The 25,802-nt window shown below is 63.2% G+C and carries 20 protein-coding genes; 9 read left to right on the forward strand and 11 right to left on the reverse strand.

Going from position 1 to position 25,802, the window contains the following annotated elements; genetic code table 11:
• Positions 1 to 94 precede the first annotated feature (94 nt).
• From JQ611_RS05025 to JQ611_RS05050, 6 genes are all read right to left on the reverse strand, one after another.
• Complete coding sequence (locus JQ611_RS05025; RefSeq protein ID WP_192737444.1) at positions 95 to 1,372, reverse strand: acyl-CoA dehydrogenase family protein; 1,278 nt, start codon at positions 1,370 to 1,372, stop codon at positions 95 to 97.
• Positions 1,373 to 1,497: 125 nt separating this feature from the next.
• Positions 1,498 to 2,031 (reverse strand): Spy/CpxP family protein refolding chaperone, encoded by a 534-nt coding sequence (locus JQ611_RS05030; protein WP_212464697.1) that lies wholly within the window; start codon positions 2,029 to 2,031, stop codon positions 1,498 to 1,500.
• 70 nt (positions 2,032 to 2,101) lie between these two features.
• On the reverse strand, positions 2,102 to 2,725 hold the full coding sequence (locus tag JQ611_RS05035) for a trans-aconitate 2-methyltransferase (protein ID WP_212464698.1): 624 nt from the start codon (positions 2,723 to 2,725) through the stop codon (positions 2,102 to 2,104).
• A 31-nt stretch (positions 2,726 to 2,756) separates the two neighbouring features.
• A complete protein-coding gene (locus JQ611_RS05040) occupies positions 2,757 to 5,921 on the reverse strand; it encodes an efflux RND transporter permease subunit (RefSeq protein WP_212464699.1) in 3,165 nt (1,054 codons plus the stop codon).
• Positions 5,918 to 7,189 carry an efflux RND transporter periplasmic adaptor subunit gene (locus JQ611_RS05045; protein WP_212464700.1) on the reverse strand — a complete coding sequence of 424 codons (1,272 nt, stop codon included), beginning with the start codon at positions 7,187 to 7,189 and terminating at the stop codon, positions 5,918 to 5,920. The genes JQ611_RS05040 and JQ611_RS05045 overlap by 4 nt, the downstream gene beginning before the upstream one ends.
• 86 nt (positions 7,190 to 7,275) lie before the next feature.
• Complete coding sequence (locus JQ611_RS05050) at positions 7,276 to 7,647, reverse strand: hypothetical protein (protein ID WP_212464701.1); 372 nt, start codon at positions 7,645 to 7,647, stop codon at positions 7,276 to 7,278.
• A 318-nt stretch (positions 7,648 to 7,965) separates the two neighbouring features.
• Here JQ611_RS05050 and JQ611_RS05055 point away from each other — a divergent pair, with 318 nt between their 5' ends.
• Complete coding sequence (locus tag JQ611_RS05055; protein ID WP_212464702.1) at positions 7,966 to 8,805, forward strand: outer membrane protein; 840 nt, start codon at positions 7,966 to 7,968, stop codon at positions 8,803 to 8,805.
• Positions 8,806 to 9,072: 267 nt separating this feature from the next.
• Positions 9,073 to 10,011 carry a zinc metalloprotease HtpX gene (gene htpX / locus JQ611_RS05060; RefSeq protein WP_212268332.1) on the forward strand — a complete coding sequence of 313 codons (939 nt, stop codon included), beginning with the start codon at positions 9,073 to 9,075 and terminating at the stop codon, positions 10,009 to 10,011.
• A gap of 785 nt (positions 10,012 to 10,796) precedes the next feature.
• Here htpX and JQ611_RS05065 read toward each other — a convergent pair.
• On the reverse strand, positions 10,797 to 11,576 hold the full coding sequence (locus tag JQ611_RS05065) for an SDR family NAD(P)-dependent oxidoreductase (RefSeq protein ID WP_212464703.1): 780 nt from the start codon (positions 11,574 to 11,576) through the stop codon (positions 10,797 to 10,799).
• A 241-nt stretch (positions 11,577 to 11,817) separates the two neighbouring features.
• Here JQ611_RS05065 and JQ611_RS05070 point away from each other — a divergent pair, with 241 nt between their 5' ends.
• Genes JQ611_RS05070 through JQ611_RS05080 form a run of 3 tightly spaced genes read left to right on the forward strand, consistent with a single transcriptional unit; the run spans position 11,818 to position 13,968 of the window.
• Positions 11,818 to 12,609: an enoyl-CoA hydratase/isomerase gene (locus JQ611_RS05070; protein ID WP_212268328.1), complete on the forward strand. Its 792-nt coding sequence runs from the start codon at positions 11,818 to 11,820 to the stop codon at positions 12,607 to 12,609.
• The gene (locus JQ611_RS05075; protein ID WP_212268326.1) at positions 12,606 to 13,592 is read left to right on the forward strand and encodes a phosphotransferase family protein; all 987 of its coding nucleotides are present in this window, start codon (positions 12,606 to 12,608) and stop codon (positions 13,590 to 13,592) included. The genes JQ611_RS05070 and JQ611_RS05075 overlap by 4 nt, the downstream gene beginning before the upstream one ends.
• Before the next feature lies 1 nt (position 13,593).
• Positions 13,594 to 13,968, forward strand: a complete 375-nt coding sequence (locus tag JQ611_RS05080) for a DUF6285 domain-containing protein (protein WP_212268324.1) — start codon at positions 13,594 to 13,596, stop codon at positions 13,966 to 13,968.
• Between the two features lie 114 nt (positions 13,969 to 14,082).
• Here JQ611_RS05080 and JQ611_RS05085 read toward each other — a convergent pair whose 3' ends face one another.
• Positions 14,083 to 14,862 carry an enoyl-CoA hydratase-related protein gene (locus JQ611_RS05085; RefSeq protein WP_212268322.1) on the reverse strand — a complete coding sequence of 260 codons (780 nt, stop codon included), beginning with the start codon at positions 14,860 to 14,862 and terminating at the stop codon, positions 14,083 to 14,085.
• A 204-nt stretch (positions 14,863 to 15,066) separates the two neighbouring features.
• On the opposite strand from JQ611_RS05085, the gene JQ611_RS05090 reads away from it, so the two are divergent.
• Positions 15,067 to 16,341, forward strand: coding sequence for an acyl-CoA dehydrogenase family protein (locus JQ611_RS05090; protein ID WP_212000641.1), 1,275 nt, complete (start codon positions 15,067 to 15,069; stop codon positions 16,339 to 16,341).
• Between the two features lie 172 nt (positions 16,342 to 16,513).
• Here the strand turns inward: JQ611_RS05090 and JQ611_RS05095 are convergent, their stop codons facing one another.
• Positions 16,514 to 18,094: a fatty acid--CoA ligase gene (locus tag JQ611_RS05095; protein ID WP_212268319.1), complete on the reverse strand. Its 1,581-nt coding sequence runs from the start codon at positions 18,092 to 18,094 to the stop codon at positions 16,514 to 16,516.
• 219 nt (positions 18,095 to 18,313) lie between these two features.
• Positions 18,314 to 19,186, reverse strand: a complete 873-nt coding sequence (locus tag JQ611_RS05100) for an SDR family oxidoreductase (protein ID WP_212268317.1) — start codon at positions 19,184 to 19,186, stop codon at positions 18,314 to 18,316.
• 104 nt (positions 19,187 to 19,290) lie between these two features.
• Here JQ611_RS05100 and JQ611_RS05105 point away from each other — a divergent pair, with 104 nt between their 5' ends.
• From JQ611_RS05105 to ppc, 3 genes are all read left to right on the forward strand, one after another.
• Positions 19,291 to 20,103, forward strand: a complete 813-nt coding sequence (locus JQ611_RS05105) for a crotonase/enoyl-CoA hydratase family protein (RefSeq protein WP_212268315.1) — start codon at positions 19,291 to 19,293, stop codon at positions 20,101 to 20,103.
• A gap of 135 nt (positions 20,104 to 20,238) precedes the next feature.
• The gene (locus JQ611_RS05110) at positions 20,239 to 21,783 is read left to right on the forward strand and encodes an acyl-CoA synthetase (protein ID WP_212268313.1); all 1,545 of its coding nucleotides are present in this window, start codon (positions 20,239 to 20,241) and stop codon (positions 21,781 to 21,783) included.
• 122 nt (positions 21,784 to 21,905) lie between these two features.
• On the forward strand, positions 21,906 to 24,689 hold the full coding sequence (gene ppc / locus JQ611_RS05115; protein WP_212464704.1) for a phosphoenolpyruvate carboxylase: 2,784 nt from the start codon (positions 21,906 to 21,908) through the stop codon (positions 24,687 to 24,689).
• An 81-nt stretch (positions 24,690 to 24,770) separates the two neighbouring features.
• Here ppc and JQ611_RS05120 read toward each other — a convergent pair whose 3' ends face one another.
• Entirely contained in the window at positions 24,771 to 25,706 is a 936-nt protein-coding gene (locus JQ611_RS05120; protein WP_212268511.1) for an SMP-30/gluconolactonase/LRE family protein, read from the reverse strand.
• Positions 25,707 to 25,802: the final 96 nt, after the last annotated feature.

Raw genomic sequence — 25,802 nt, forward strand, 5'->3', positions numbered from 1 at the left:
CCAAGCGACATGCTCGTCTCCCTCTCCCGCGCTTGCGGGGGAGGGCGGGGTGGGGGCGCCACTCGGGGACTCCAAGTAAAGCCCCCAGAAAAGCCTACGGCATGCTCAGTTCATGCCTTCCGACCACCATCCAGTGCACCTCATCCGGACCGTCGGCGAAGCGCAGATGCCGCACGTCCTGGTACATTTCGCCGAGCTGGCTCCATTGCGAAATACCTGTGGCGCCGTGCATCTGGATCGCCTGGTCGATGATCTTGCAGGTGCGCTCGGGCACCATGGCTTTCACCATGCTGACCCAGATCCGCGCTTCCTTGTTGCCGAGCACGTCCATCGCCTTGGCTGCCTTGAGCACCATCAGCCGCATCGCCTCGATCTCGCAGCGCGCCTGCGCGATGATCTGCAGATTGCCGCCGAGATGGGCGATCTTCTTGCCGAAGGCTTCGCGGGTGAGGCCGCGCGACACCATCAGGTCGAGCGCCTTTTCCGCCTTGCCGATGGTGCGCATGCAGTGATGGATGCGACCCGGCCCTAGGCGGACCTGCGAGATTTCAAAGCCGCGGCCTTCGCCGAGCAGCATGTTTTCCTTCGGCACCCGGCAATTGTTGAACCGCAGATGCATGTGGCCGCGCGGCGCGTGGTCGTGGCCGAACACGTGCATCGGGCCCAGGATTTCCACGCCGGGGGTGTCGATCGGCACCAGGATTTGCGACTGCTGCTTGCTCGGCGGCGCGTCCGGATTGGTCTTCACCATCACGATCATGATCTTGCAGCGCGGATCGCCGGCGCCGGAGATGTAGTACTTCTCGCCGTTGATCACCCATTCGTCGCCGACGAGTTTTGCCGAGGTCGAGATGTTCTTGGCATCGGAGGAGGCGACATTCGGCTCGGTCATCGCATAGGCCGAGCGGATTTCACCGGCGAGCAGCGGCTTCAGCCACTTCTCCTTCTGCGCCTTGGTGCCGACGCGCTCCAGCACTTCCATGTTGCCGGTGTCGGGCGCCGAGCAGTTCATGGTCTCCGACGCCATCGGATTTTTCGCGAGCTCAACCGCGATATAGGCGTAGTCGAGGTTTTTGAGGCCCTGGCCGGTCTCGTCATCGGGCAGGAAGAAGTTCCACAAGCCTACTTCCTTGGCCTTGTCCTTGGCCTTCTGCAGGCACGCAAGCTGTTCCGGCGTAAAGCTCCAGCGGTCGGTCTTTTTCTCGCCAAGCTTTGCGAATTCGACCGACATCGGGTCGACGGTCTCGCGGATGAACTTCTTGACGTGCTCGTAGAGCGGACGGACCTCGTCCGACATCCGGAGATCATTGAGCTCTTCGCCCGGATTGAGGTTGTAGGTCGTCGTTCGCGGGATGTAGGCGTGTTTCATCAGGGTCCTCCCATGCGGCGTTTTCCATTCTGCGGATAATCTTTGGAACGCGCCTGTTGGGCCGCAATCTAGACGCCTGCGCGGTCCCAGCACAAGCGGGGCGAGGGTCCGCGCGCAGCGCCCTGCCGCTAATGCATGCGGTGATGCCGCGCCGGGGAGTCGGATGCGTATCCCCTTAATTGGGCATATTGCTTCATCTGATCGGGCGACAGGATTTGCGCCGTTTCAAGGTGATATTTCAGATGCGCGTTGCGCAGTTCCGCCTGCGTCTGGCCGATCTTCGTCGTCGCGTCCCTCAGCGCGTCTGATGTGATCGAACGGTTGGCGAATTGCCGGTCGAGCGCGCTTTCCTGCTCGATCAGGTTGAGACCGATCGGTGTCGCTTCCGCTTTCATTGTTTCAAACAGTGTTTGAATCCGTTGCTTCTGCGCGGCCGACAGCGCCAGCCTGTCGGACAATTCCAGCACGTGCATCGGGCCGGGGTAGCCGTTCAGTTCGGCCGCGAGCGCCAGGCCCATGCCCCTGCCGGCCCTGAGATCATCGATCTGCTGCGCGGACAGCGCCTTGATCGAGCGGCCCTGCATCCCCGCATAGGGCGACTGCGCCATTGCGGTGGTCGAAACGAGGGCGAGGATGGTGATGGCGGTGGCAATGGCTTTCATGAATATCTCCTGCTGTGCGTCGCGATCTTAACAGTCTCGCCGGTGGGCCTTCATCAAAGTCCCGTCAGAATTACTCGACGCGCTGAAAGACGCTGAATTGAAAGCGCTGTTGCGATCCCCAGGGCGTGGCATGGTCGTTGCGCTGGCTTTGCAGCAGCTTGAACCCCGGTCCCAGCGTCGGCCCGAGCCGCGCCGCATCGTAACGCATCACCGGCAGGCCGCTGCATTTCTCGGGTCCGTCCAGCGCGAAGGTCGCGATGATGGCGTGGCCGCCGATCTTCAAACCCTGCTTGAACCGCGCGATGTAGCCCGCGCGGTCACTCTCCTCGGTCAGAAAGTGAAACGCCGCCCGGTCATGCCAGATGTCATACGCCCGCGACGGCTGCCATGTGGTGGCGTCGGCCACAAGCCAATGTGCGCGCGAGGCGCGTTCGCCGAGACGGGCTTGGGCGGCCTCCAATGCCGCCGCGGATAGATCGAGCACGGTGACATCACAAAATCCCTGATCGATGAGGTGATCGACCAACCGTGACGCGCCGCCGCCGATGTCGATGATCGCCGAATCGGGCGCAGCCCCGATCTCGTCGATCAGCGCCAGCGACGGGGCAGGGCTTTCCTGAAACCAGCTGACCTCGTTCTCGCCTTTGCTGGTGTAGACTTTCTCCCAGTGCGCCCGGCGGCTTTCGCTTTCCATCGCGTCCTCCTCCGCGCTGCGGGGGCCAATATCATATTCCGGCCTCGCCTGGCTTGCCATTGAGATTCATCGCCGGGTGGAGAATCCGCTCCAGCCGCGCGCCTTTGACCAGCGCATAGATCGCGGGAATCACAATCAAGGTCAGCAGCGTCGATGAAATCATGCCGCCGATCATCGGCACCGCGATGCGCTGCATGATTTCGGAGCCCGTGCCCGTGCTCCACATGATCGGCAATAGCCCCGCCATGATGGCAACGACCGTCATCATTTTCGGCCGCACCCGCTCCACCGCGCCCTCCATGATCGCATCGTAAAGGTCCTGCTTCGTCAGCGCGCGGCCTTCGGCCGCCCGGCGCGCGCTGATCTCGTCGAGCGCCTGGTTGAGATAGATCAGCATCACCACGCCGGTCTCGGCGGCGACGCCGGCAAGTGCGATGAAGCCGACGACGACGGCGACCGACAAATTGAACCCCAGCCACCACATCAGCCAGAGCCCGCCTACAAGCGCGAACGGCAGCGACAGCATCACGATCATGGTTTCGGTCAGCGAGCGGAAGTTGAGATAGAGCAGCAGGAAGATGATCATGAGCGTCACCGGCACCACGATCTTCAGCCGCGCGCTGGCGCGTTCGAGGTATTCGTAGCTCCCGCTCCACATCACGTAAGCGCCCGGAGGAAACTCGACACTGGCCTTCACCGCTGCCTGCGCGTCGGCGACGTAGCTGCCGATGTCGCGGTCGCGGATATCGACATAGATGTAGACCGCGAGCTGCCCGTTCTCGGTACGGATCGAGGTCGGCCCACGCGATGGTGCGACCTTGGCGACTTCGCCGAGCGGCACCGCGCCGCCGCCCGGCATCGGCACCAGCACGTCACGGATGATCGATTGCGTGTCGCTGCGCAAATCGCGGGGATAACGCATGTTGACGCCGAAGCGCTGACGCCCCTCGACTGTCGTGGTGACGGTCTGGCCGCCGAGCGCGGTCGCGATCACGTCGTTGACGTCCTGCACCATGATGCCGTAGCGCGCCAGTGCCGCGCGGTCGGGGATAATGTCGAGGTAATAGCCGCCGATGCCGCGTTCGGCATACGCCGATGACGTGCCGGGCACCGCTTTGAGCACCTGCTCGATCTGTTTTGCGAGCCGGTCGATCTCGTTGAGATCAGTGCCGATCACCTTGACGCCAACAGGCGTTCGGATGCCGGTCGACAGCATGTCGATGCGCGCCTTGATCGGCTGGGTCCAGGCGTTGGAAACGCCGGGAAACTGCAGCGCCCGGTCCATCTCGGCGGTCAGGCTTTCCACGGTGACCCCGGCCCGCCATTCCCCCTTTGGTTTGAGATTGATCACGGTCTCGAACATTTCGGAGGGTGCGGGATCGGTCGCCGTCAGGGCGCGTCCGGCCTTGCCATACACGGAAGCCACTTCCGGAAAACTTCGGATGATCCGGTCCTGGGTCTGCAGCAATTCACCGGCCTTGGTGACGGATATGCCGGGCAGTGTCGTCGGCATGTAGAGCAAAGTGCCTTCGTTGAGGTTGGGCATGAACTCGGTGCCGAGCTGCCGCGCCGGCCAGATCGTCACGGCGAGCACCGCCACCGCCAGCAGGATCACCAGCACCTTGGCGCGCATCACGGCCTTTATGACGGGACGATAGACCCAGATCAGGAAGCGGTTGATCGGGTTCCTGTGCTCGGGAATGATCTTGCCGCGCACGAAGATCACCATCAGCGTCGGCACCAGCGTTACCGACAACAAGGCCGCCGCTGCCATCGCAAAGGTCTTGGTGAAGGCGAGCGGGCTGAACAGCCGGCCTTCCTGCGATTCCAGCGTGAATATCGGCATGAACGACACGGTGATGATCATAAGGCTGAAGAACAGCGCGGGCCCCACCTGTGACGCCGCTTCGATCAGCACATCGATGCGCGATCGCCCAGGCTCGGCGCGCTCCAGATGCTTGTGCGCGTTTTCGATCATCACGATCGCCGCATCGACCATGGCGCCGATCGCGATCGCGATGCCGCCGAGACTCATGATGTTGGAGCCGAGGCCGAGCAGCTTCATGGCGCCGAACGCCATCAGCACCCCGACCGGCAGCATCAGGATCGCGACCAGGGCGCTGCGGACATGCAGCAGGAACACGATGCATACCAGCGCGACGATCACGCTCTCTTCGAACAGGGTGCGCTTGAGCGTATCGATCGCGGCGTTGATCAGGCCCGAACGGTCATAGACCGCGACGATCTCGACCGATTTCGGCAGGCTGCTGGCGATCTCGGCAATCCGCTTCTTGACGTTCTGGATCACGTCCAGCGCGTTGACGCCGAAACGCTGCAGCACGATTCCGCTGGCGACTTCGCCTTCGCCGTTGAGTTCAGTGATGCCGCGCCGCTCGTCGGGACCGAGTTCGACGCGGGCAACGTCTTTCAGCAGCACCGGCGTGCCGCCGCTGGACTTGAGCACGATATTGCCGAGGTCGTTGATGCCCTTGATGTAGCCCTTGCCGCGAATGACGTATTCGAACTCGGACAATTCGACGGTGCGGCCGCCGACATCGGCATTGCTGGCGCGGATCGCGTCGCGCATTTTTGGCATGGTGATGCCGAGGTCGCGCATCCGCTGCGGATCGAGGATGACGTTGTATTGCCGGACGAAGCCGCCGACGCTGGCGACCTCGGCGACGCCTTCCGCCTTTGCAAGCGCGAACTTCAGATTCCAGTCCTGGATCGCGCGGGTGTCGGCGAGGTTCAGCTCTTTCGACATGACGGCGTATTGGTAGACCCAGCCGACGCCGGTGGCGTCCGGTCCCATCGTCGGCGTCACGCCCGCGGGGAGGCGCGCCGAAGCGCTGTTGAGGAATTCCAGCACGCGTGACCGCGCCCAGTAGATATCGGTGCCGTCCTCGAAGATCACATAGACAAACGACACGCCGAAGAACGAAAAGCCGCGCACCACCTTTGAACGCGGCACCGTCAGCATCGCCGTGGTCAAGGGGTAGGTGACCTGGTCCTCGATCACCTGCGGCGCCTGGCCGGGATACTCGGTATAAACGATCACCTGGGTGTCGGAGAGGTCGGGAATGGCATCCAGCGGCAGATGTGCCAGCGCATAGAGGCCGGCGGCGGTAGCGAAACCGGCGCCGAACAGTACCAGCAGCAGATTGCGCGCCGACCACGCGATCAGGCGGGCGATCATTGTTGCGCCCCCTCGGCAAAACCCTTCAGCGCGGCCTTCAGATTGCTTTCCGCATCGATCAGGAAGTTCGCCGAAACCACCACCGGCTCGCCTTCGCTGACGCCCTCCCGCACCTCCACATAACCGTCGCCGCGATGGCCGAGCTTGACTTCGCGGGGCTCGAAGCGGCCTTCGCCTCTGTCGATGAACACCGCCTGGCGCCGGCCGGTGTCCATTACGGCGCTCTCCGGAATCGTCAGCACCGGCGCGGAACTGCCGATGTCGATCTCGGCATCGACATACATGTCGTGGATCAGCACCAGATCGGGATTGGCAAGCTCGATCCGCAAGCGCCCGGTGCGCGTCTCCTTGTTGATCTGCGGATAGATGACGTTGATCTTCCCGGTGAATGTGCGGCCGGGAAAACCGCGAGCCCTAACGATCGCCGGTTGCCCGAGCGCGAGCATCCCAATGTCGCGTTCGGCGACGTCGATGATGGCCCAGAGCTGGCTATGGTCGGCGATCCGGAACAGCACGTCGCCCGGCTGGGCGCGCGCGCCTTCGATGGCGTTGCGTTCGAGCACGATGCCGTCACGCGGCGATGTCCATTCGACGGCAATGGGAACCGTCCGGCTTTTCTCCATCGCTGTTATGGCCGCATCGGGCACGTCGAGATTCATCAGCCGCTGCCGCGAACCCCTGCCATAGGCCGCGTCGCTGCCGATCGTCCGGGAATTGATGGTCGAAATGTATTCGGCCGCAGCCGACGAGATCGCCGGACTGTAGACTTCCATCAAGGGCTGGCCCTTGGCGACGTGGCTCCCGGTGGTGACGTTGGCGATCTTCTGGATATAGCTTTCGGCCCGCATCGCGATCACGGAGACGCGGCGCTCGTCGAGCTGGATGGTGCCCGGCGCGTGGATCGTGCTGCGGATAATGCGCGGCGCCGCAGGCTCCGACCTGACGCCGGTGCGCTGGATTTTCCCCGGCGACAATTTTACTGAACCGTCATCGCTGTCCTCGCCCTCATAGACGGGGATGTAATCCATCCCCATCGAATCCTGCTTGGGGGTGGGGGAGGTGTCCGGCAGTCCCATCGGGTTGCGGTAGTATTTGATCTTGCGCTCGGCCGGCGCCGCAGATGTCGCGGCCGTGCCGTGCGCGCTGTGGTCCTTCATGTCAGCCGCGGCAAAGCCGGCCACCCCGATTACGGAAATGCCGGCTATTGCGATCACGGCAACGCTGATCAGCGCACGCCAAAGGGCGCGCGAATGCTGCATCGTTTTCATCGTCGAAATTCCCTCAAGCTCACGTGGTCAGCCGCTAAGGCTGCATGCATGGCGGGCGCGGGAACGCGCCGCCGGGACGTCGGGCGTTAAGCCGAACGGACCAGGGAGCGGGGAGGTCTTGGCGGGGGATGTTGGCCGAGGCTGTCGGCCTCGGGGTCGCTGCCGGGCGCCAGCAGCCGGACCGTGACGGGCCGGATTTCAATCATTCCGACCGGCGATGGCGCGTGAAAATTGGTGACCATGCAAAGCGCCATTAGCGGGCACTGGTCGCAATCCATGGGCACGGATTTGTCCGGGCAGCATGGCATCTCGGCGGCCATTTCCGCCATCTCCGCCGCCACCGGCGCAGTCATGGCCACACCGTTGCCCGCATTCGCAGGCCGGGAAAGCGGCGCAAACACGAGCCCGGCGATCACAAAGATCGCCAGCAGTCGGGAAAGGTGGATCGAGATTTTCACAGGCGCATTTTCTCACGAACCGGCCGCCAAGGAAACCGCTGCGAACCCCTAACCGGATCACTAATGCGCCAGAATTCCGGAGCGGACGGCTTGATTTGCCTCAAATGGCCGACCGCTGGCGGGCGATCCAGCATCCCCGGATCCGGATGGGAGAGCCAAAACGGCACAAGCGCGCGCCGTGAACGCAAGGCCTCCGCGGAGGTTGCAAGCCAGCGCTATTCTACGGACTGTTGTGCCCTGGCAACAGTCCGGCACACAAGGCTCTGATACAGTCTCGGTACATTTACTGAGTCCTGAACGGATCTACCGGAGGTTACTGTGAAAAAACTGGTTGTTGCACTGCTCTTGGTCGCTGCGGGTACTGCCGGCGCATCTGCCGCGGACCTTGGCCCTCGGACCTATAGCAAGGCGCCCGTTGCGGTGGCCCCGATCTATAACTGGACCGGGTTTTACGTCGGTCTGAACGCCGGCGGCGCCTGGAATGACTCCAATCCGACCACCAGGACGCTGTTTCCGGTGGCATCCTACTTTGCCGACAGCAGCGTGACGGCCATTGGGATTGCCGGCGACCAGAAGGTCAATCGCTCCGGTTTCACCGGCGGCGTGACCGGTGGATACAACTGGCAGATCAACAATGCCGTGGTTGGCCTCGAGGCCGATTTCAACTATTTCGGCGTACGGGGATCGACCGCCAACACCACGGTCTATCCGTGCTGCGCGCCGACCTCCTTCACCATTAATTCGTCGGTATCCACCGACTGGTTGGCAACGGTTCGTGGGCGCGTCGGCTTTCTCGCAACGCCAGCCTTCCTGATCTACGGTACCGGCGGTCTTGCCGTCGCCAACGTGAAGGCCAACTACCTCTTCACCGATACCTTCGCGGCGGCCAATGAATCCGCCTCGATCTCTTCGACCCGGTATGGCTGGACCGCCGGCGTCGGTGGCGAATATGCCCTGATGAACGGTTGGTCGATCAAGGCCGAATATCTTTACGTCGATCTCGGCCGGGCCAGCACGACCAGCAACAACCTGTCGGTCTTTGCGGGTGCGACTCCCTTGCCGCTCCAGACCTTCACCCATACCGTCAATTTGACCTCGAACATCGGCCGGGTGGGCATCAACTACAAGTTCGGCGGCCCGGTCGTCGCCAAATATTGATTTGACGTCTGGATATTCCTGCTGACCGCAGCAGGCGAAAGCCCCGGCATCGCCGGGGCTTTTTTTTTTGTATCGATGGAAGGCGCAGCGCAAGCGCCAGAATGGCCTTCGTTCCCGCTCCACCGGATTACATTTCCGTAATCCGCCGTGCCCGCTTCGCCTGCCGCGGCGCCTCGACGCAGCACGGCTTCTTGAAGGGGCCCCGGCGGGCTTCCTACATCTGGGATGCCTGTCACGGCGCATCGCCGCGGCAGCAGGGAGACAAGTATGAGCTATTTCAAGACTGCCATTCTCTTGGCCGGTCTTACCGGCCTCTTCATGGGCGTCGGCTATCTCTTCGGCGGGGCCACCGGCGCCATGATCGCGCTTGTGATCGCCGCCGCGACCAATCTGTTCGCCTACTGGAACTCGGACCGCATGGTGCTGTCGATGTACGGCGCCCATGAGGTCGACCGGCAAACCGCGCCCGACCTTTACAACCTCGTGGCTGAGCTTGCCGGGCGCGCCGGCCTGCCGATGCCGCGCGTCTTCGTGATGGACGAGGCGCAGCCCAACGCGTTCGCCACCGGCCGCAATCCGCAGAACGCGGCGGTTGCCGTGACCACGGGCCTGATGCACTCGCTCAGCCGCGAGGAACTGGCCGGCGTGATCGCGCACGAGCTCGCGCACATCAAGAACCACGACACGTTGCTGATGACGATCACCGCGACCATTGCCGGCGCCATCTCGATGGTGGCGCAGTTCGGCGCGTTCTTCGGCGGCAACCGCGACAACAACCACGGCCCCGGCATCATCGGCTCGATCGCGATGATGATCCTGGCGCCGCTCGGCGCCATGCTGGTGCAGATGGCGATCAGCCGGACGCGCGAATACGCCGCCGACGATCTCGGTGCGCGCATCGTGGGTCAGCCGATGTGGCTTGCGTCTGCGCTGTCCAAGATTGCCGGCGCGGCGCACCAGGTGCCGAACATGGAGGCCGAGCGCAATCCGGCGACGGCGCACATGTTCATCATCAACCCGCTGTCGGGACACGGCGTCGACAATCTGTTCACGACGCACCCCTCGACCGAGAACCGCATCGCCGCCCTGCAGCAGCTCGCGGCGGAGTTGGGCGCGGGCAGCACGGCTTCCGCTGGTGCCGGTCGCAACACGCCGCGCCGCGGTCCGTGGGGCCGCCCCTCGGCCTCGCGCGGCCCTTGGGGATGAAGCTGTAGGTCTCCCACTTTCGTCATTCCGGGACGCGCCACTTGGCGCGGGCCCGGAATCCATTAGGCCGCATGCGCTGTCGCTCGCTGGATTCCGGGCTCTCGCTACGCGAGCCCTCAGATGCGCAATTGCGCATCGGGGAATGACGACGGAGAGATCTGCGACAAATTAACCCGACGGGCAAAATTACGCTTCCCTCGTCGGGCAAATCAGCGGTTTGAATCGTCGCGTCCCGCCCGACAAGAGGGGCGTTGCGCACGTCACGAACGCGCGGCGGGATGCGGTGGACGCTTGTTTGCGCTGAGACGACGGCGTGGATTAAGCGTACGGCAAAACCGTGTGGTCCTGGCGCCCGTTGCCGGCGTCAAGCTGTCGGAGAAGCGTGAGCGGAAACGATAGCGACGGAGTCAACAAGAACTCGTCTCCGGGGAGATCACGGCATAAGCCGTAAAGCCATTGCGCAGGGAAGGCCGGGTGTTCTCCGCTGCCCTGTATGCTCGTGTGCAGCCTACTTAGTGCAAACCGCACACGGGACCGCGGGTGCAGCGCGCACCCGGTCTTCCCTGCGCCCTCTCGATAAGAGGGCGGGAAGTTTCTGGCAAAGCTCGGGCGCAATGCGTCGCGGGAATAATTTTCGTCGTCCCGGCGAAGGCCGGGACCCATACGCCGCGGCCCATCAATTGGAGCGCTGGCGTTGGAGACCTTCTGCAAACAACATCCGCCGCGGAGTATGGGTCCCGGCGTTCGCCGGGACGACGTGTGGAGAGCCAGTCGCCGCGACCTAACTAGAACGCCGTATACCCGCCATCGATCACAAAGCAATCCGCCGTATGATATGACGACGCCTGGCTCATGATGTACACCGCGATGCCGCCGAAATCGCTGGGCTCGCCGAACCGGCGCACCGGAATGCGCGGCATCACGTTGGCGACGAACTTGTCATTCGCCATGATGCCCGCCGTCATGTCGCTCTTGATCCAGCCGGGCAGGATCGCGTTCGCGGTGACGCCGTGACGCGCGAGTTCGACCGCGAGCGCGCGGCACAATGCGTTCAGTGCGGCCTTGGTGCCGGCGTAGTGCTCGTTGCGCGCGGTGCCGAACAGGGAGGCGAGACTCGAGGTCGCGACCAGACGGCCGAACTTGTCGCCGCCTTCCGCGCGCTCGGTCATGTGGCGGGCGGCGGCCTGGAACACGTGGAAGACGCCGTCGAGATTGGTCGCGAACATTTTTCGCCATTCCTCCTCGGTGCGGTCGATGAAGGCGCGCCGTCCGCCGCCGCCGATGCCGGCATTGGCAAAGCAACCGTCGACGCGGCCGAGCGCATCCAGCGTGGCCTTCATCGCAGCCTTGACGGAGGCGGGGTCACTGACGTCGCAGATGCGGGTGTCGACCTTGCCGGGACCCTTGGCGAGGCTTGCTGCCGCGCTCGCATTCTTGTCGGCGTTGCGGCCCCAGATCGAAACGGTGCATCCGGCCGCATTCAGCGCTTGCGCGATGCCGAGACCGATGCCGCCATTACCGCCGGTGACGACAGCGACACGGCCGGAGAGGTCGAAAATGCTCATGAATGTATCCCTTGGGTGTTTCCATTTGGTCTGGCGCGCGTTAGGGCATGATCCGGAAAAGTGGACGCCGGTTTTCCGACAAGAATCATGCCCAAGACAACAAGGTTTGCGCCCAGTGGTGGGCAGAGGTTCAGTCCGACCATGGACAAGCCCGTCAGGAAAATCAAATATGGGCCCAGACAACACATCCGACCCATCGCGCAAGCCTGATAGCGCGTAAACACAACTCGCGAGGAAACAAATGCAGTTCAAGCACGTCACGCTCGATTTCGATGGCTCGGTCGCCATTTTGAAACTCGACCACCAGGAGGTCATGAACGCGGTTTCGATCGACATGCTGGGCGGCCTCGGCGAGGCGCTGGATGCGATCGAGGACAGGAAGGCGGAGGTGCGCTGCCTTGTGATCACGGGGGCCGGCCGCGCGTTCTGTACGGGTGCCAATTTGCAGGGCCGCAACAACGCCAAGCCGGGCCGGGTCAATGCCGGCGCGGCGCTGGAAACCGCGTTTCATCCGTTCCTGCGCCGCCTGCGCAACCTGCATTGCCCGATCGTGACCGCCGTCAACGGCCCCGCCGCCGGCGCCGGCATGAGCTTCGCGCTGATGGGCGACATGATCCTGTGCGCGCGCTCGTCCTACTTCCTGCAGGCGTTCCGCCGCATCGGCCTGGTGCCGGATTGCGGATCGACCTGGTTGTTGCCGCGGATGATCGGCAAGGCGCGCTCGGTCGAGCTGTCGCTGATGGGCGAACGGCTGCCGGCGGAAAAGGCGCTGGAATGGGGCCTCGTCAACCGCGTCCATGACGATGCGGTCTTGATGGAAGAGGCGATGAAGCTGGCGCAGGATCTTGCCAATGGTCCCACGATCGCGCTGTCGCTGATCCGAAAACTCTATTGGGACAGCCCGGAAAACTCCTACGAGGAGCAGCTCAACCTCGAATTCGAGTCGCAACGCATCGCGGGCTCGGCGGAAGATTTCAAGGAAGGCGTCACCGCGTTCCTTGAAAAGCGCCCCGCCAAGTTCAGGGGCAAATGATCGAGGCCGAACTCGGACGCTGCGTCGCCGCCTGGTATCCGGGCGCGACCGGCGTCACTGGCGCGGCAAAACTTTCCGGCGGCGCCAGCCAGGAAACCTGGACGTTCGACATCGTGCACCCGGGCGGCACTGTCGGCGCGATCCTGCGCCGTGCGCCGCCGGGCTATGGCGCGTCACCCGGCCGCGCCGCAGGGCTCGACGCGGAAGCAACGCTGATGCAGCTCGCGCACGACGCTGGCCTGCCGTCGCCGCGCGTGATGCATGTCTTGAAGCCCGAGGACGAACTCGGCACCGGCTTCATCATGCAGCGGATCGAGGGCGAGACCATCGCGCGAAAAATTCTGCGCGACGAACAATTCGCACAAGCGCGCCCGATACTGGCGCGCCAGCTTGGTGGGGTGGTCGCGGGCATCCACGGCTTGCCGGCGGCAAAACTGCCAAAGCTGCGCGAGATGACGGCGACAAAGGAAATCGCCGATCTCGATCGGGAGTATCGCAGTTTTGGCCGGCCGCGTCCGGTGTTCGAGCTGGCACTGCGCTGGCTGCGCGAACGCGATCCCGGCCCGTCAAGGGAAGTAACGCTGGTGCACGGCGATTTTCGCCACGGCAACCTCATCATCGGGCCCGACGGCGTCCGCGCCGTGCTGGATTGGGAGCTGGCGCATTTCGGCGACCCGATGGAGGATTTGGGATGGATCTGCGTCAACTCCTGGCGCTTTGGCGAGATCGACAAGCCGGTCGGCGGCTTTGGTTCGCGCGAGGACCTGTTCGCCGGCTATGAAGCGGCCGGGCGCAAGGCCGATCCCGACCGCGTGATGTTCTGGGAAGTGATGGGCACGCTGCGCTGGGGCATCATGTGCTGCGGCATGATGCAGCGGTTTCGCCAAGGCCCCGATCATTCGATGGAGCGCGCCATGATCGGCCGCCGCTCGTCGGAGACGGAGATTGATTTGCTGAGATTGCTAGCCCCGAGGGGGAAATAAGATGCAGGACGAACCGACACCCACCGAACTGATCAAGGCGGTCGCGGAGTTTCTGCGCAACGAGATCACGCCCGCCATCAAGGGCCACAACGCCTTCAAGCTCCGCGTCGCCATCAACGGGCTCGATCTGGTGACGCGGCAACTGGCGCTGGAAGGCGATAGCGATAGCGCAGAGGCCGCGCGGCTCAAGCAACTGCTCGGCATCGACGGTGCGCTGCTCGACCTCAACCGCGCGCTGTCGGATAAAATTGCCAAGGGCGAAGTCGATCTGCAGACGCCGGGGCTGGCCGATCATCTCTGGCAAACCACGATGGACAAGCTCGCGGTCGATCAGCCGAACTACGCGTCGTACAAGCGGGAGTTGGGGAATAAGTAGGGTAGGCACGATTCTATCGTCATGACCGGCTTGTCCCGGCCATCCACGACTTGGCGTCTGCAACGAAAGACGTGGATGCCCGGGACAAGCCCGGGCATGACGGAGAGAGTGAATTTACTTCCCCAGCCATTTCGGCGCGCGCTTCTCCGAAAACGCCTTCGGTCCCTCGATGTAATCCTGCGAGGCCGCCATCGCCTTCACCGCCGGGTATTCGCGCTGTTCGGCGATCGCCTGTTCCAGCGAGACCGCCATGCCCTTCTGGATCGCTTGTTTGGAGGCGCGGATCGACATCGGCGAGTTCTTGGCGATGGTCTCGGCCCAGCGCTCAGCGGCCGCCAGCGCTTCGCCGGCAGGAACCACTTCATTGACGAAACCGAGTTCAAGGCCCTCCTTGGCCGAGACGTGGCGCGCAGTCAGGATCATGCCCATGGCGCGCTTCATGCCGATCTGGCGCGGCAGCCGGTGCACGCCGCCGGCAAGCGCAGCAAGGCCGACGCGCGGTTCGGGCAATGCGAAGGTGGCATTCTCCGAGGCAATGATGAGGTCGCAGGCCAGCGCGATCTCGAACCCGCCGCCCATCGCGACGCCGTTGACGGCGGCGATGATCGGCTTGTCGCAGTCGAACCGCGAGGTGAGGCCGGCAAAGCCGCCCTTGTCCCAGCCGCGCTTGCCGCCGGCCGCCTGCCATTTCAGATCGTTGCCGGCGCAAAAGGCCTTGTCGCCGGCGCCGGTGACGATTGCGACCCACTGGTCGGGATCGGCGGAGAAATCGTCGAACACCTTGTTGAGTTCGAAATGCGCGTCGATATGCAGCGCATTGTACACTTCGGGGCGATTCAACGTGATGATCGTGATCGGACCCTTGCGTGTGACCTTGGAGAATTTGAGATCCATGTTCGCTCCCGCTGTTTTTCTGTGACGAGGAATAATAGCGCGGTGCCAGCCGCCGGAACCCATTCAATTACGCAAGCGAGCCGCGCGTCACAAGCGATATTCCGTTGCTTGACTTAGGCATGCTCTTCCAACCTTAATCGTAATGCGCCGCCTGGTCCGGCTAGCCACTAAACACAATAAACGACATTTTCGGGAGAGACCGCCGTGGATTTTGCATTGCCCGCCGACCTCGTCGCTTACCTCGACGAACTCGACAAGTTCATCGCGCGCGAGATCAAGCCGCTGGAAGAGGCCGACGACAACATCCGCTTTTTCGACCATCGCCGCGAATGGGCGCGCACCGATTTCGACAAGGGCGGTTTGCCGCGGCATGAATGGGAAGCGCTGCTGCGCAAGGCCAAGAACCTCGCCGATGCCGCCGGGCACTTGCGGTTTGCGATCCCGAAGCGCTACGGCGGCAAGGACGGCTCCAACCTCTGGATGGCCGTGATCCGCGAGCATTTCGCGTCCCAGGGACTGGGCCTGCACAACGATCTGCAGAACGAGCATTCGATCGTCGGTAACCTCCCGATCGTGACCATGCTCGACCGCTATGGCACCGACGAACAGAAGGCGATGATCGACGGTTCGATCACCGGGAAGTACCGCATCACCTTTGGTCTCACGGAACCCGAGCACGGCTCCGACGCTACCCATATGGAAACAAGGGCGGTGCCGGCGACCCGTGACAACGTCAAGGGCTGGATCGTCAACGGCCAGAAGATGTGGACCACGGGCATGCATGTGGCGACGCATTGCGCGCTGTTCGCCCGCACCTCAGGCAATGACGGCGACGCGCGCGGCATCACCTGTCTCCTGGTGCCGGCCAAAGCCGAGGGCGTGAAGGTCGAGGAATATATGTGGACCTTCAACATGCCGACCGATCACCCCCGCGTCAGTTTTACCGACGTGTTCGTGCCTGATGACGCGCTGTTCGGCGAGGTCGGCCGCGGCCTGTCGCTGGCGCAATGCTTCGTGCATGAGAACCGCATCCGGCAGGCGGCGAGTTCGCTCGGCGCTGCCGTCTATTGCATTAACGAAAGCGTCAAATACGCGCGCGAGCGAAAGCCGTTCGGCAAGGCGCTGGCCGAGAACCAGGCGATCCAGTGGCCGCTGGTGGAACTCGCTACACAAGCCGAGATGCTGCGGCTGTTGATCCGCAAGACGGCGTGGGAAATGGACAAGCTGACCCAGGCGGAGGTCGAGCACACACTCTCCGACAGGGTCTCGATGTGCAATTTCTGGGCAAATCGCCTCTGCTGCGAAGCCGCCGACCGCGCCATGCAGGTCCATGGCGGCATGGGTTATTCGCGCCACAAACCGTTCGAGCACATCTACCGCCACCACCGCCGCTACCGCATCACCGAAGGCAGCGAGGAAATCCAGAAGCGGAAAGTCGCGGGATTCCTGTTCGGGTATATGGGGGCAGGGAAGCATTGAGGGGAGTGATGGGCCTCACTCTATCAACACGTCGTCCCGGCCTTGAGCCGGGACCCATAACCACAGGGCGCAGTGTGAGGCACTATATTCAAACAAGGCAACGAACAGCTTGCTGCAATTATTGAAAGCACGGCGTATGGGCCCCGGCTCAAGGCCGGGGCGACAAGAGAGATCAATTCACCTGCCGGTCCTTCCCCGTCCAATACGGGTCGCGCAAACTCCGCCGCAAAATCTTGCCCGACGGATTGCGCGGCAGCGCCTCGAGAAAATCCACCGACTTCGGTGTCTTGAAGCCGGCAATGCGTTCGCGGGTGAAGTTGATGATGTCGGCGGAAGTAGCTTGCTTGCCCGGCTTCATCACCACGATCGCCTTGACCGCTTCGCCCCATTTGTCGTCGGGGATGCCGATGACAGCGGCTTCGGCGACGTCAGGGTGATCGCAGATCGCGCTCTCGACTTCGGCGGGATAGATGTTCTCGCCGCCGGAGATGATCATGTCCTTGATGCGGTCGTGGATGTAGAGGTAGCCATCCTTGTCCATGTAGCCGGCATCGCCGGTGCGCAGCCAGCCGTCGCGGTCGAGCGTCTTGGCGGTGGCTTCCGGCAGGTTCCAGTAGCCGACCATGTTGGAGCCCGAACGCGTGGCGATCTCGCCGACTTCACCGACCGGCAACCGCGTGCCGTCGGCGTCGAGGATCGCAAGCTCAATACCGGGCAGGGCCTTGCCGGCCGAGCGCATGCGGTCGAGGCCCTCGATATGGTCCTCCGGCGGCAGCGCCACGATGGTGCCTGTCGTTTCGGTCATGCCGTACATCTGCACAAAGCCGCATTTGAAGACTTCGATGCATTCCTTCAGCAGCGCCGCCGGTATAGGCGAGGCGCCGTAGAGCATGTATTTCAGCCGCGAGAAATCGACCTGTCTCGCGCGCGGCTGCCGGACCACGAACTGCATCGCGGCCGGCACCATGAACAGCTTTGTAATTCCGGACTGCTCGAAGAAATCCAGCACCTTGGTGGGATCGAACTCGCGCGCGATCACGCCCTTGGCGCCGTGATAGAGCCCCATCACGCCCCAGCCGGAGCCGCCGATGTGAAAGATCGGCATCGCCACCAGCGAGACGTCGTCGGTCGACCATTTGTTCCAGTCGGGCTTCTCGGCTTCGTTGCCGGTCTGCACCAGGTTGAGGAAATTGGCGTGCGACAGCATCGCGCCCTTCGGCTTGCCTGTCGTGCCCGACGTGTAGAGCTGGATCGCGACGTCCTTGGGGCTGATCGGCACCTTGGGGTCATCGCCGCTCTGCGCATCGCGCCACGCCGTGAAATCCGGCCATTCCGGTGCGCCACCTTCGGTGGTGATGACGGTGCGGAGGTCAGGCAGCTGCGGCTTGATGTTGCGGGCTTGCGTGATGAACTCCGGTCCGACGAACAGCATCGGCGCCCGGCAGTCCGCGACGATGAAGGCGACCTCGGGGCCGGCCAGCCGCCAGTTCACCGGCGCCATCACCACATTGGCCTTCATCGCGCCCATCAGCAGTTCGAAATAGATGTCGCTGTTCTTGCCGAGATAGGCGATGCGCTCGCCCGGCTTGACGCCAAGTGCGATCAGCGCATTCGCGACGCGGTTGGTCTTGATGTCGAACTCGGCGAAGCTGGTCTGACGTCCCTCGAATTCATAGACCAGCGCATTGCCGCGGCTCCTGGCGCGCTCGCGCACCATCTCGGCAAGGTTTGCCGGCGCTTGTGTGGCGGACATGTTTCTCCCGTCGTGTCTTATTTTCGTTGCACCGAGTTTGGCGGTATCCGCCAGCAAAAACAATACGGCATGGCTGGCGTTCCCCGGATGCTGCGCAGCGCGCCGCACTTGCGGCGTGGTGCGCTGCTGCGCCGGGGTCCATCTGTGTTGCAGCGAATTGGGTCCCGGCTCTGCGGAGCAGCGTTGCACGCTGCACCGCGTCCGGGACACGAGATAACGTCACCCTCTCGCCGCGCGGTCCTTTTCGTTCTGCGCCTTGATCGAATCGCGCGCATGCTCCCAGTCGGCATCGGACCACTCGCGCAGCTCGTAGAAGTTTCCGCCGGTTGCCAGCGCCTGTGCGCCGTCCATCGCAATGGTCTCACCGTTGATCCAGTCGCAACCGCCCGAGATCAGGAACACGGCAAGGTTCTGCAATTCTTCCATCTTGCCGACGCGGCCCATCGGATTTCTGGCGATGGTGCGTGCACCGGGTTCATCGCCCGGGTTGAGACGCTTGCTCATGCCCTCGGTCGGAATTTCGCCGGGCGCGATGGTGTTGAGGCGAATGCCGTATTTGCCCCATTCCATCGCCAGCGACATGGTCATGGCATGGATCGCCGATTTGCTCATCGCCGACGGCACCACATAGGGCGAACCGTTGCGGACCCAGGTCACGGTGACCGACACCACATTGCCGCGCTGCTTCTCGGCAATCCAGCGGCGGCCGATAGCGTGGGTGACATAGAACGTGCCGTGCATCACGATATTGGCAATCGCGTCGAAGCCGCGTGGCGTCAGGTCCTGGGTGCGCGAGACGAAATTACCGGCGGCGTTGTTGATGAGATCGGTGAGCGGACCGCCGGTCCAGATCTGTTCGATCATCTCGTCGACCGCAAGCGCGTTGCGGATATCGACGCCGTGGCTGACCACACGTCCGCCGTGCAGATCCATCAATTCGGTCGCGGTCTCGTCGCACACGCTCTTGCGACGGCCGCAGATATGGACCTCGGCGCCAAGCTCAAGGAATCGCGCTGCCATGGATTTGCCGAGGCCGGTACCGCCCCCGGTCACGAGAATGCGTCGCCCGGCGAGAAGCTGATCGTTGAACATCGTTTCCACCCGAAAGGAATTGCTGTTAATTGGTCGATTGACTAAATCCGGACAACGCCGTTCTGTAAAGCGATAACAGCGAATAGCAGTGGAGGAGAATTCTCATGGAGCAGCGCGTTTCGATATCGATTTCGGACGGCATTGCCGACGTCCGGCTGGTACGAGCGGACAAAATGAACGCGCTCGATGCCGCGATGTTCGAGGCGATTGTCGCTGCAACTGAACGGCTTGCGCATGAAAAAGGGGTCCGGGCGGTAGTATTGTCCGGCGAAGGTCGGTCGTTCTGCGCCGGCCTCGATATGGGCCGTTTCGCCGCGATGAAGGAGCAGGGCGGTAACGGGATCGCCGGCGGAGAGAAGCGCGACCTTTCCGCGCGCACCCATGGCCTCGCCAATTTTCCACAGCAGGCGGTGTGGGGCTGGCGGCAACTTCCGGTGCCGGTGATTGCGGCGATTCAGGGCGTCGCCTTCGGCGGCGGGTTCCAGCTCGCGCTCGGCGCCGACATGCGCTTCCTCACCCCTGATGCACGGATGTCGATCATGGAAATCAAGTGGGGCCTGGTGCCTGATATGGCGGGCACGCCGATCCTCGCAAGCCTCGTGCGCGACGATATCCTGCGCGACCTCACCTACACCGGGCGCATCTTCTCGGCGCAGGAAGCGATGAGCTATGGCCTTGCAACGCGGATCTGCGACGACCCGCGCGCCGCGGCCTTCGAGGTTGCGCGTGAGATCGCCGGCAAGAGCCCCGACGCGATCCGCGCCGCCAAGCGAATGCTCAACAATTTGTCCGTCGATCCCGGCCCGGCATTGCTTGCCGAATCCGTTGAGCAGATGAAGCTGATGGGCGGTCCCAACCAGCAGGAGGCCGTGCGCGCCAATCTGGAGAAGCGGGCACCGAAGTTTGCGGATATCTAGCTTCTCGCCGTCATGGCCGGGCTTGTCCCGGCCATCCACGTCTTCTTTTCGAAAACAGAAGCAAGACGTGGATCACCGGGACAAGCCCGGTGATGACGGAAACACTCAGTGGTCTCTAATAATGAAAACAAAGCAATGACCGAAACATCCCCCTTCCTCGGCATCATCAGCGGCGAGCGCCGGCGCGAGCACGCCGAGGTCGCCGAGCGCACCGACCGCATCGCCAGCGGCCTGCATCAGCTCGGTGTCAAGCCGGGCGACAGCGTATGCATGCTGATGCGCAACGACATCGCCTTCATCGAGGCCGCTTATTCCGCGATGCGGCTCGGCGCTTACGGCGTTCCCGTGAACTGGCACTTCAAGCCGGAGGAAATCAACTACGTGCTGGAGGATTCCGGCACTTCGGTGTTGATCGCGCATGCCGACATGCTGCATCAGCTGCGGGACGCGATTCCGTCGGGCGTCACCGCGCTCAGCGTGCCGACGCCGCCGGAAATCCTGGCCAACTACAAGATCAACCCCGATCATCTCTCAACGCCGGATTTCGCGATCGACTTCGAATCCTGGCTCCGGCAGCAGCCGCGCTATGACGGGCCGGTGGTGCCGCAGCCGCAGAACATGATCTACACCTCGGGCACCACGGGCCACCCGAAGGGCGTGCGCCGCTTTGCACCGACGCCGGCGCAGAGCGCCAATGCCGAAGCCATGCGAGCGATGATTTACGGCCTCAAGCCGGGCGCGCGCACGATCCTGCCGGGGCCGCTGTATCACTCCGCGCCGAACTCGTTCGGCCTGCGCGCCGGACGGCTTGGTGGCGCGCTGATATTGATGCCGCGCTTCGAGCCGGAGGAATTTCTGCGGCTGATCGAAACCGAGCGGGTCGACACGATCTTCATGGTGCCAACCATGTTCATCCGGCTGATGAAGCTGCCGGAGGAAGTGCGCAGGAGGTACGACGTGTCGTCACTGCGGCATATCATTCACGCCGCCGCGCCCTGTCCGGCCGACGTCAAGCGCGCGATGATCGAATGGTGGGGACCGGTGATCTACGAATTCTACGGCTCGACCGAATCCGGCGCCGTCACCTTTGCCAATTCCGAGGACGCGCTGAAGAAGCCCGGCACCGTCGGCAAGATATCGCCGGGCGCTGAACTGCGCTTCATCGGCGATGACGGGCGCGTGTTGCCGCCGGGCGAGATCGGCGAAATCTATTCGCGGATATCCGGCAATCCGGATTTCACCTACCACAACAAACCGGAGAAGCGTTCCGAGATCGACCGCGAGGGATTCATTACCTCGGGCGATGTCGGCTATATCGATCAGGACGGCTATGTCTTCATCTGCGACCGCAAGCGCGACATGGTGATTTCGGGCGGCGTCAACATCTACCCGGCGGAAATCGAAGCCGCACTGCACGCCGTGCCTGGCGTCCATGACTGCGCGGTGTTCGGCATTCCCGACGAGGAGTTCGGCGAAGCGTTGATGGCGGTCGTGGAGCCGCAACCGGGCGTGACGCTTGATGTCGCCGCGGTCCGCGCCCAGCTGAAGACCTCGCTGGCCGATTACAAGGTGCCCAAGCACGTCGAAATCCAGGCCAATCTGCCGCGGGAAGATTCCGGCAAGATCTTCAAACGCCGCCTGCGCGATCCCTATTGGGAGCGGGCAGGGCGGCGGATTTAGGGGGCGCGCTCCTCAGGAGGAGGTCGGTTAGTTTCTGCACCGCCTCCATCTTTATCTTGCACTGCGGCAAAAAACTTGCACACTCCAGAACTTGCCGGGCAAGCCCTCTGGAGTAGCAAGCCATGTCACCCCAGACCATGCCTTCCGATCCTGAAGTCCGTGCCAATCGCGTCGAAGACGCGGAGGACGCCCGGCTGAGGAACGATATCAGGCTGCTCGGGCGCATTCTCGGCGATACTGTGCGTGACCAGGAAGGCGCCGACGTCTTCGGCCTGGTCGAGCGTATCCGGCAGACCTCGATCCGGTTCCATCGCGACGACGACAAGCCGGCGCGGCGCGAGCTCGAACAGATCCTCGACAGCATGTCGATTAGCCAGACGGTGCGGATCGTGCGCGCCTTCAGCTATTTCTCGCATCTGGCCAACATTGCCGAAGACCAGAACAACATCCGCCAGATGCGGGCGCGGACCGGGCCGGGCGGGGCGCCGCGCGCCAGCATGCTGGCCCAGACCCTGGCGCACGCGCGCACGGCCGGCATCAGCGCCGCCGATCTGCGCAAGTTCTTTGCAAGCGCCCAAGTCAGTCCGGTCCTCACGGCCCATCCGACCGAAGTCCGCCGCAAGAGCACGATCGACCGCGAAATGGAGATCGCCGCGCTGCTCGACCGCAAGGAGCGGGTGCAACTGACGCCCGATGAGGTCGAGGCCAGCGACGAGCAATTGCGCCGCGCGGTGCTGACGTTGTGGAAGACCAACCTCTTGCGCCGGACCAAGCTCACGGTGCTCGACGAGGTCGCCAATGGCCTGTCGTTCTACGACTACACGTTCCTGCATGAGGTGCCGCGGCTGCATTGCGCGCTGGAGGACCGGCTGAACGAGGGCGACAGCTCGAGGGGCGAACTGGCTTCGTTTCTCAAGATGGGAAGCTGGATCGGCGGCGACCGCGACGGCAATCCGTTCGTGACCGCCGACGTGGTGCGCGGGACGCTGAAATTGCAGTCCAGCCGGGTGCTGCGGTTTTATCTGGAGGAATTGCATCTCCTCGGCGCCGAATTGTCGATGGCGGCGCATCTGGCCGATGTTTCCAAGGATTTGCGTGTCCTTGCGGAGCGCTCGCCGGATAAGTCGCCGCACCGAAGCGGCGAGCCCTATCGTCTTGCGGTATCCGGCATCTACGCGCGCCTCACCGCGACCGCGACGCGGCTGGACGTGGAGACCAGACGCCCGGCGGTCGGCGAGGCCGCGCCTTACTCCGATGTCGCGGAATTCAAGGCCGATCTCGATATCCTCTATCGCTCGCTGATCTCGAACAATTCCGGCGTGATTGCGCGCGGGCGATTGCGCCTGTTGCGCCGGGCCGTGGATTGCTTCGGTTTCCACCTCGCGAGCCTCGATATCAGGCAAAATTCGGCGGTGCACGAACGCACCGTCGCGGAGTTGATCGACGCGGCGATGCCCGGCATGTCCTATCTGGCGTTGAACGAGGAGGCGCGGATCGCCTTGCTCGTCAAGGAACTCGGCAACGCGCGTCCGCTGACGTCGGCCTTTGTGAAATACAGCGAGGAGACAATCGGCGAACTCGCGCTATTCCATGCCGCCGCCGACGCGCATGCCCGTTATGGTTCCGCCGCGATCCCCCAGTGCATCATCTCCATGTGCAAGGGGGTGTCCGACATGCTGGAAGTCGCGCTGCTGCTGAAGGAAGCCGGCCTCGTTCGCCCCTCGGGCCGTTGCGCGATCAACATCGTGCCGCTGTTCGAGACCATCGAGGACCTTCAGGGCTCCAGCGGCATCATGGACCGCATATTGTCGCTGCACGATTACCGCAAACTGGTCGACAGTCGCGGCGCGATTCAGGAAGTGATGCTCGGCTATTCCGACAGCAACAAGGACGGCGGCTTTGTCACGTCGGGCTGGGAACTCTACAAGGCCGAAATCGGCCTGATCGAGGTGTTCGAACGCCATCACGTCCGCCTGCGGCTGTTCCACGGCCGCGGCGGATCGGTCGGCCGCGGCGGCGGACCGAGCTATGACGCGATTATCGCGCAGCCCGGCGGCGCGGTGAACGGCCAGATTCGCATCACCGAGCAGGGCGAGATCATCTCCAGCAAATATTCCAACGCCGAAGTCGGCCGCAACAATCTCGAAATTCTGACGGCGGCGACGTTGGAGGCGAGCCTGCTGCAGCCGAAGCACAGCGCGCCGCGTCCGGAATATCTGAAGGCCATGGAGGAATTGTCCGCACTGGCCTTCAGGGCTTATCGCGGGCTGGTCTACGAGACCGAGGGCTTCGCCGACTACTTCTGGGGCTCCACCGTCATCAACGAGATCGCCACGCTCAACATCGGCAGCCGCCCGGCTTCACGCAAGAAAACCCGCGAGATCGAGGATCTGCGCGCGATTCCCTGGGTGTTCAGCTGGGCGCAATGCCGCCTGATGCTGCCGGGTTGGTATGGCTTTGCCAGCGCGGTGGAGACCTGGATTGCGGAACATCCCGAGCAGGGCATGCCGTTCCTGCAGGAGCTCTATCGCGAATGGCCGTTCTTCCGGATGCTGTTGTCGAACATGGACATGGTGCTGGCCAAGAGCTCGATCGCGATCGCCTCGCGCTATGCCGAACTGGTGCCTGACGTGGCGCTGCGCGAAAGCATTTTCGGGCGCATCCGCGGCGAGTGGCATAGCTGTATCGATTTGCTGCTGAAGATCATGCAGCAGGAGCGCCTGCTGCAGAGCAACCCGCTGCTTGAGCGCTCGATCCGCAACCGCTTTCCCTATCTCGACCCGCTCAACCATGTGCAGGTCGAACTGCTGAAGGAGCACCGCGCACAAAACCCCGACGAGCAGGTGCTGCGCGGCATTCAGATCACCATCAACGGCGTTTCGGCGGGATTGCGCAATAGCGGGTAGGAAGCGGCGAATAGCGAATGGCGAGTAGCGAATGGAAAAGTCCCCATTCGCTATTCGCCACTCCCCATTCGCCTCCTCAGCTCACGGCTTCATCGCGCCCTGCGCACTGGTGTAGACGGCGTAGAGCGATGACGAGCCGCAGATGTAGAGCCGGTTACGCTGCATGCCGCCGAAGCACAGGTTTGCGACCGTCTCCGGGACGTGGATCTTGCCGAGCAGATCGCCGTCGGGCATGTAGCAGCGCACGCCGTCCTCGTTCGGATCGCCCCAACCCACGGAGCACCACAGGCGCCCGGCGGTGTCGCAGCGAAGCCCGTCGGTAATGCTGGGCTTGGGCATCTCGGCAAAGACCTTGCTGTTCGAGAGTTTTCCGCCCGCGAGATCCACATCGAACACGCGGATATGTGACGGGTTGTCCGGCCCGTCGGTGAAGCCGGTGTCGCAGATATAGAGCTTCTTCTCGTCGGGCGAGAAGCAAAGGCCGTTGGGCTGCACGAAGTCATCGACGACCATCTTGATGTCGCCGGATTTCGGATCGACCCGGTAGACATTCTTCTTGTCCTGCTCGGCATCGGCTTTGATGCCCTCATAAAAGCCGCCGATACCGTAGGCCGGATCGCAGAACCAGATCGAACCATCGGCCGCGACGACCGCGTCGTTCGGCGAGTTCAGCTTCTTGCCATTGTACTTGTCGGCGATGATGGTGATCGAGCCGTCGAGTTCGGTCCGGGTCACCCGTCGGCCGCTATGTTCGCAGGTGATCAGGCGTCCTTCCCGATCGATGGTGTTGCCGTTCGAATTCATCGATGGTTGGCGGTAGACGCTGACGTGACCGTCATCCTCCGAGAAGCGCATGATGCGGTTGTTGGGAATGTCGGAGAACAGCACGTAGCGGCCGGCCGGGAAGTAAACCGGCCCCTCGGCCCAGCGGAAGCCGGTTGCGACGCGCTCGACGGCCATGGTGCCGGCAAAGGCCGGGAAACCGGTAGGCCCGAACGAAACCCCCTTCTTTTTCATCGACTCGAGGCGGGCATCCGGATAGCGGGCGCCGGGTAGCGGACCCAGGGGCAGCGGGCCGGTTGACGGGGTTGGGACACCCGATTGGCCCAGCGG

It is taken from the genome of Bradyrhizobium sp. AUGA SZCCT0182, from assembly GCF_018130185.1.
Lineage (GTDB): Bacteria > Pseudomonadota > Alphaproteobacteria > Rhizobiales > Xanthobacteraceae > Bradyrhizobium.

Coding starts and splice junctions, on each gene's coding strand:
- JQ611_RS05085 (WP_212268322.1), bottom strand. CDS start 14,862: ATGGATCTCAAATTCTCCAAGGTCACACGCAAGGGTCCGATCACGATC.
- JQ611_RS05105 (WP_212268315.1), top strand. CDS start 19,291: ATGGAGCAGCGCGTTTCGATATCGATTTCGGACGGCATTGCCGACGTC.
- JQ611_RS05040 (WP_212464699.1), bottom strand. CDS start 5,921: ATGATCGCCCGCCTGATCGCGTGGTCGGCGCGCAATCTGCTGCTGGTA.
- htpX (WP_212268332.1), top strand. CDS start 9,073: ATGAGCTATTTCAAGACTGCCATTCTCTTGGCCGGTCTTACCGGCCTC.
- JQ611_RS05030 (WP_212464697.1), bottom strand. CDS start 2,031: ATGAAAGCCATTGCCACCGCCATCACCATCCTCGCCCTCGTTTCGACC.
- JQ611_RS05035 (WP_212464698.1), bottom strand. CDS start 2,725: ATGGAAAGCGAAAGCCGCCGGGCGCACTGGGAGAAAGTCTACACCAGC.
- JQ611_RS05075 (WP_212268326.1), top strand. CDS start 12,606: ATGATCGAGGCCGAACTCGGACGCTGCGTCGCCGCCTGGTATCCGGGC.
- JQ611_RS05100 (WP_212268317.1), bottom strand. CDS start 19,186: ATGTTCAACGATCAGCTTCTCGCCGGGCGACGCATTCTCGTGACCGGG.
- JQ611_RS05110 (WP_212268313.1), top strand. CDS start 20,239: ATGACCGAAACATCCCCCTTCCTCGGCATCATCAGCGGCGAGCGCCGG.
- JQ611_RS05065 (WP_212464703.1), bottom strand. CDS start 11,576: ATGAGCATTTTCGACCTCTCCGGCCGTGTCGCTGTCGTCACCGGCGGT.
- JQ611_RS05095 (WP_212268319.1), bottom strand. CDS start 18,094: ATGTCCGCCACACAAGCGCCGGCAAACCTTGCCGAGATGGTGCGCGAG.
- JQ611_RS05080 (WP_212268324.1), top strand. CDS start 13,594: ATGCAGGACGAACCGACACCCACCGAACTGATCAAGGCGGTCGCGGAG.
- JQ611_RS05120 (WP_212268511.1), bottom strand. CDS start 25,706: ATGAAAAAGAAGGGGGTTTCGTTCGGGCCTACCGGTTTCCCGGCCTTT.
- JQ611_RS05070 (WP_212268328.1), top strand. CDS start 11,818: ATGCAGTTCAAGCACGTCACGCTCGATTTCGATGGCTCGGTCGCCATT.
- JQ611_RS05045 (WP_212464700.1), bottom strand. CDS start 7,189: ATGAAAACGATGCAGCATTCGCGCGCCCTTTGGCGTGCGCTGATCAGC.
- ppc (WP_212464704.1), top strand. CDS start 21,906: ATGTCACCCCAGACCATGCCTTCCGATCCTGAAGTCCGTGCCAATCGC.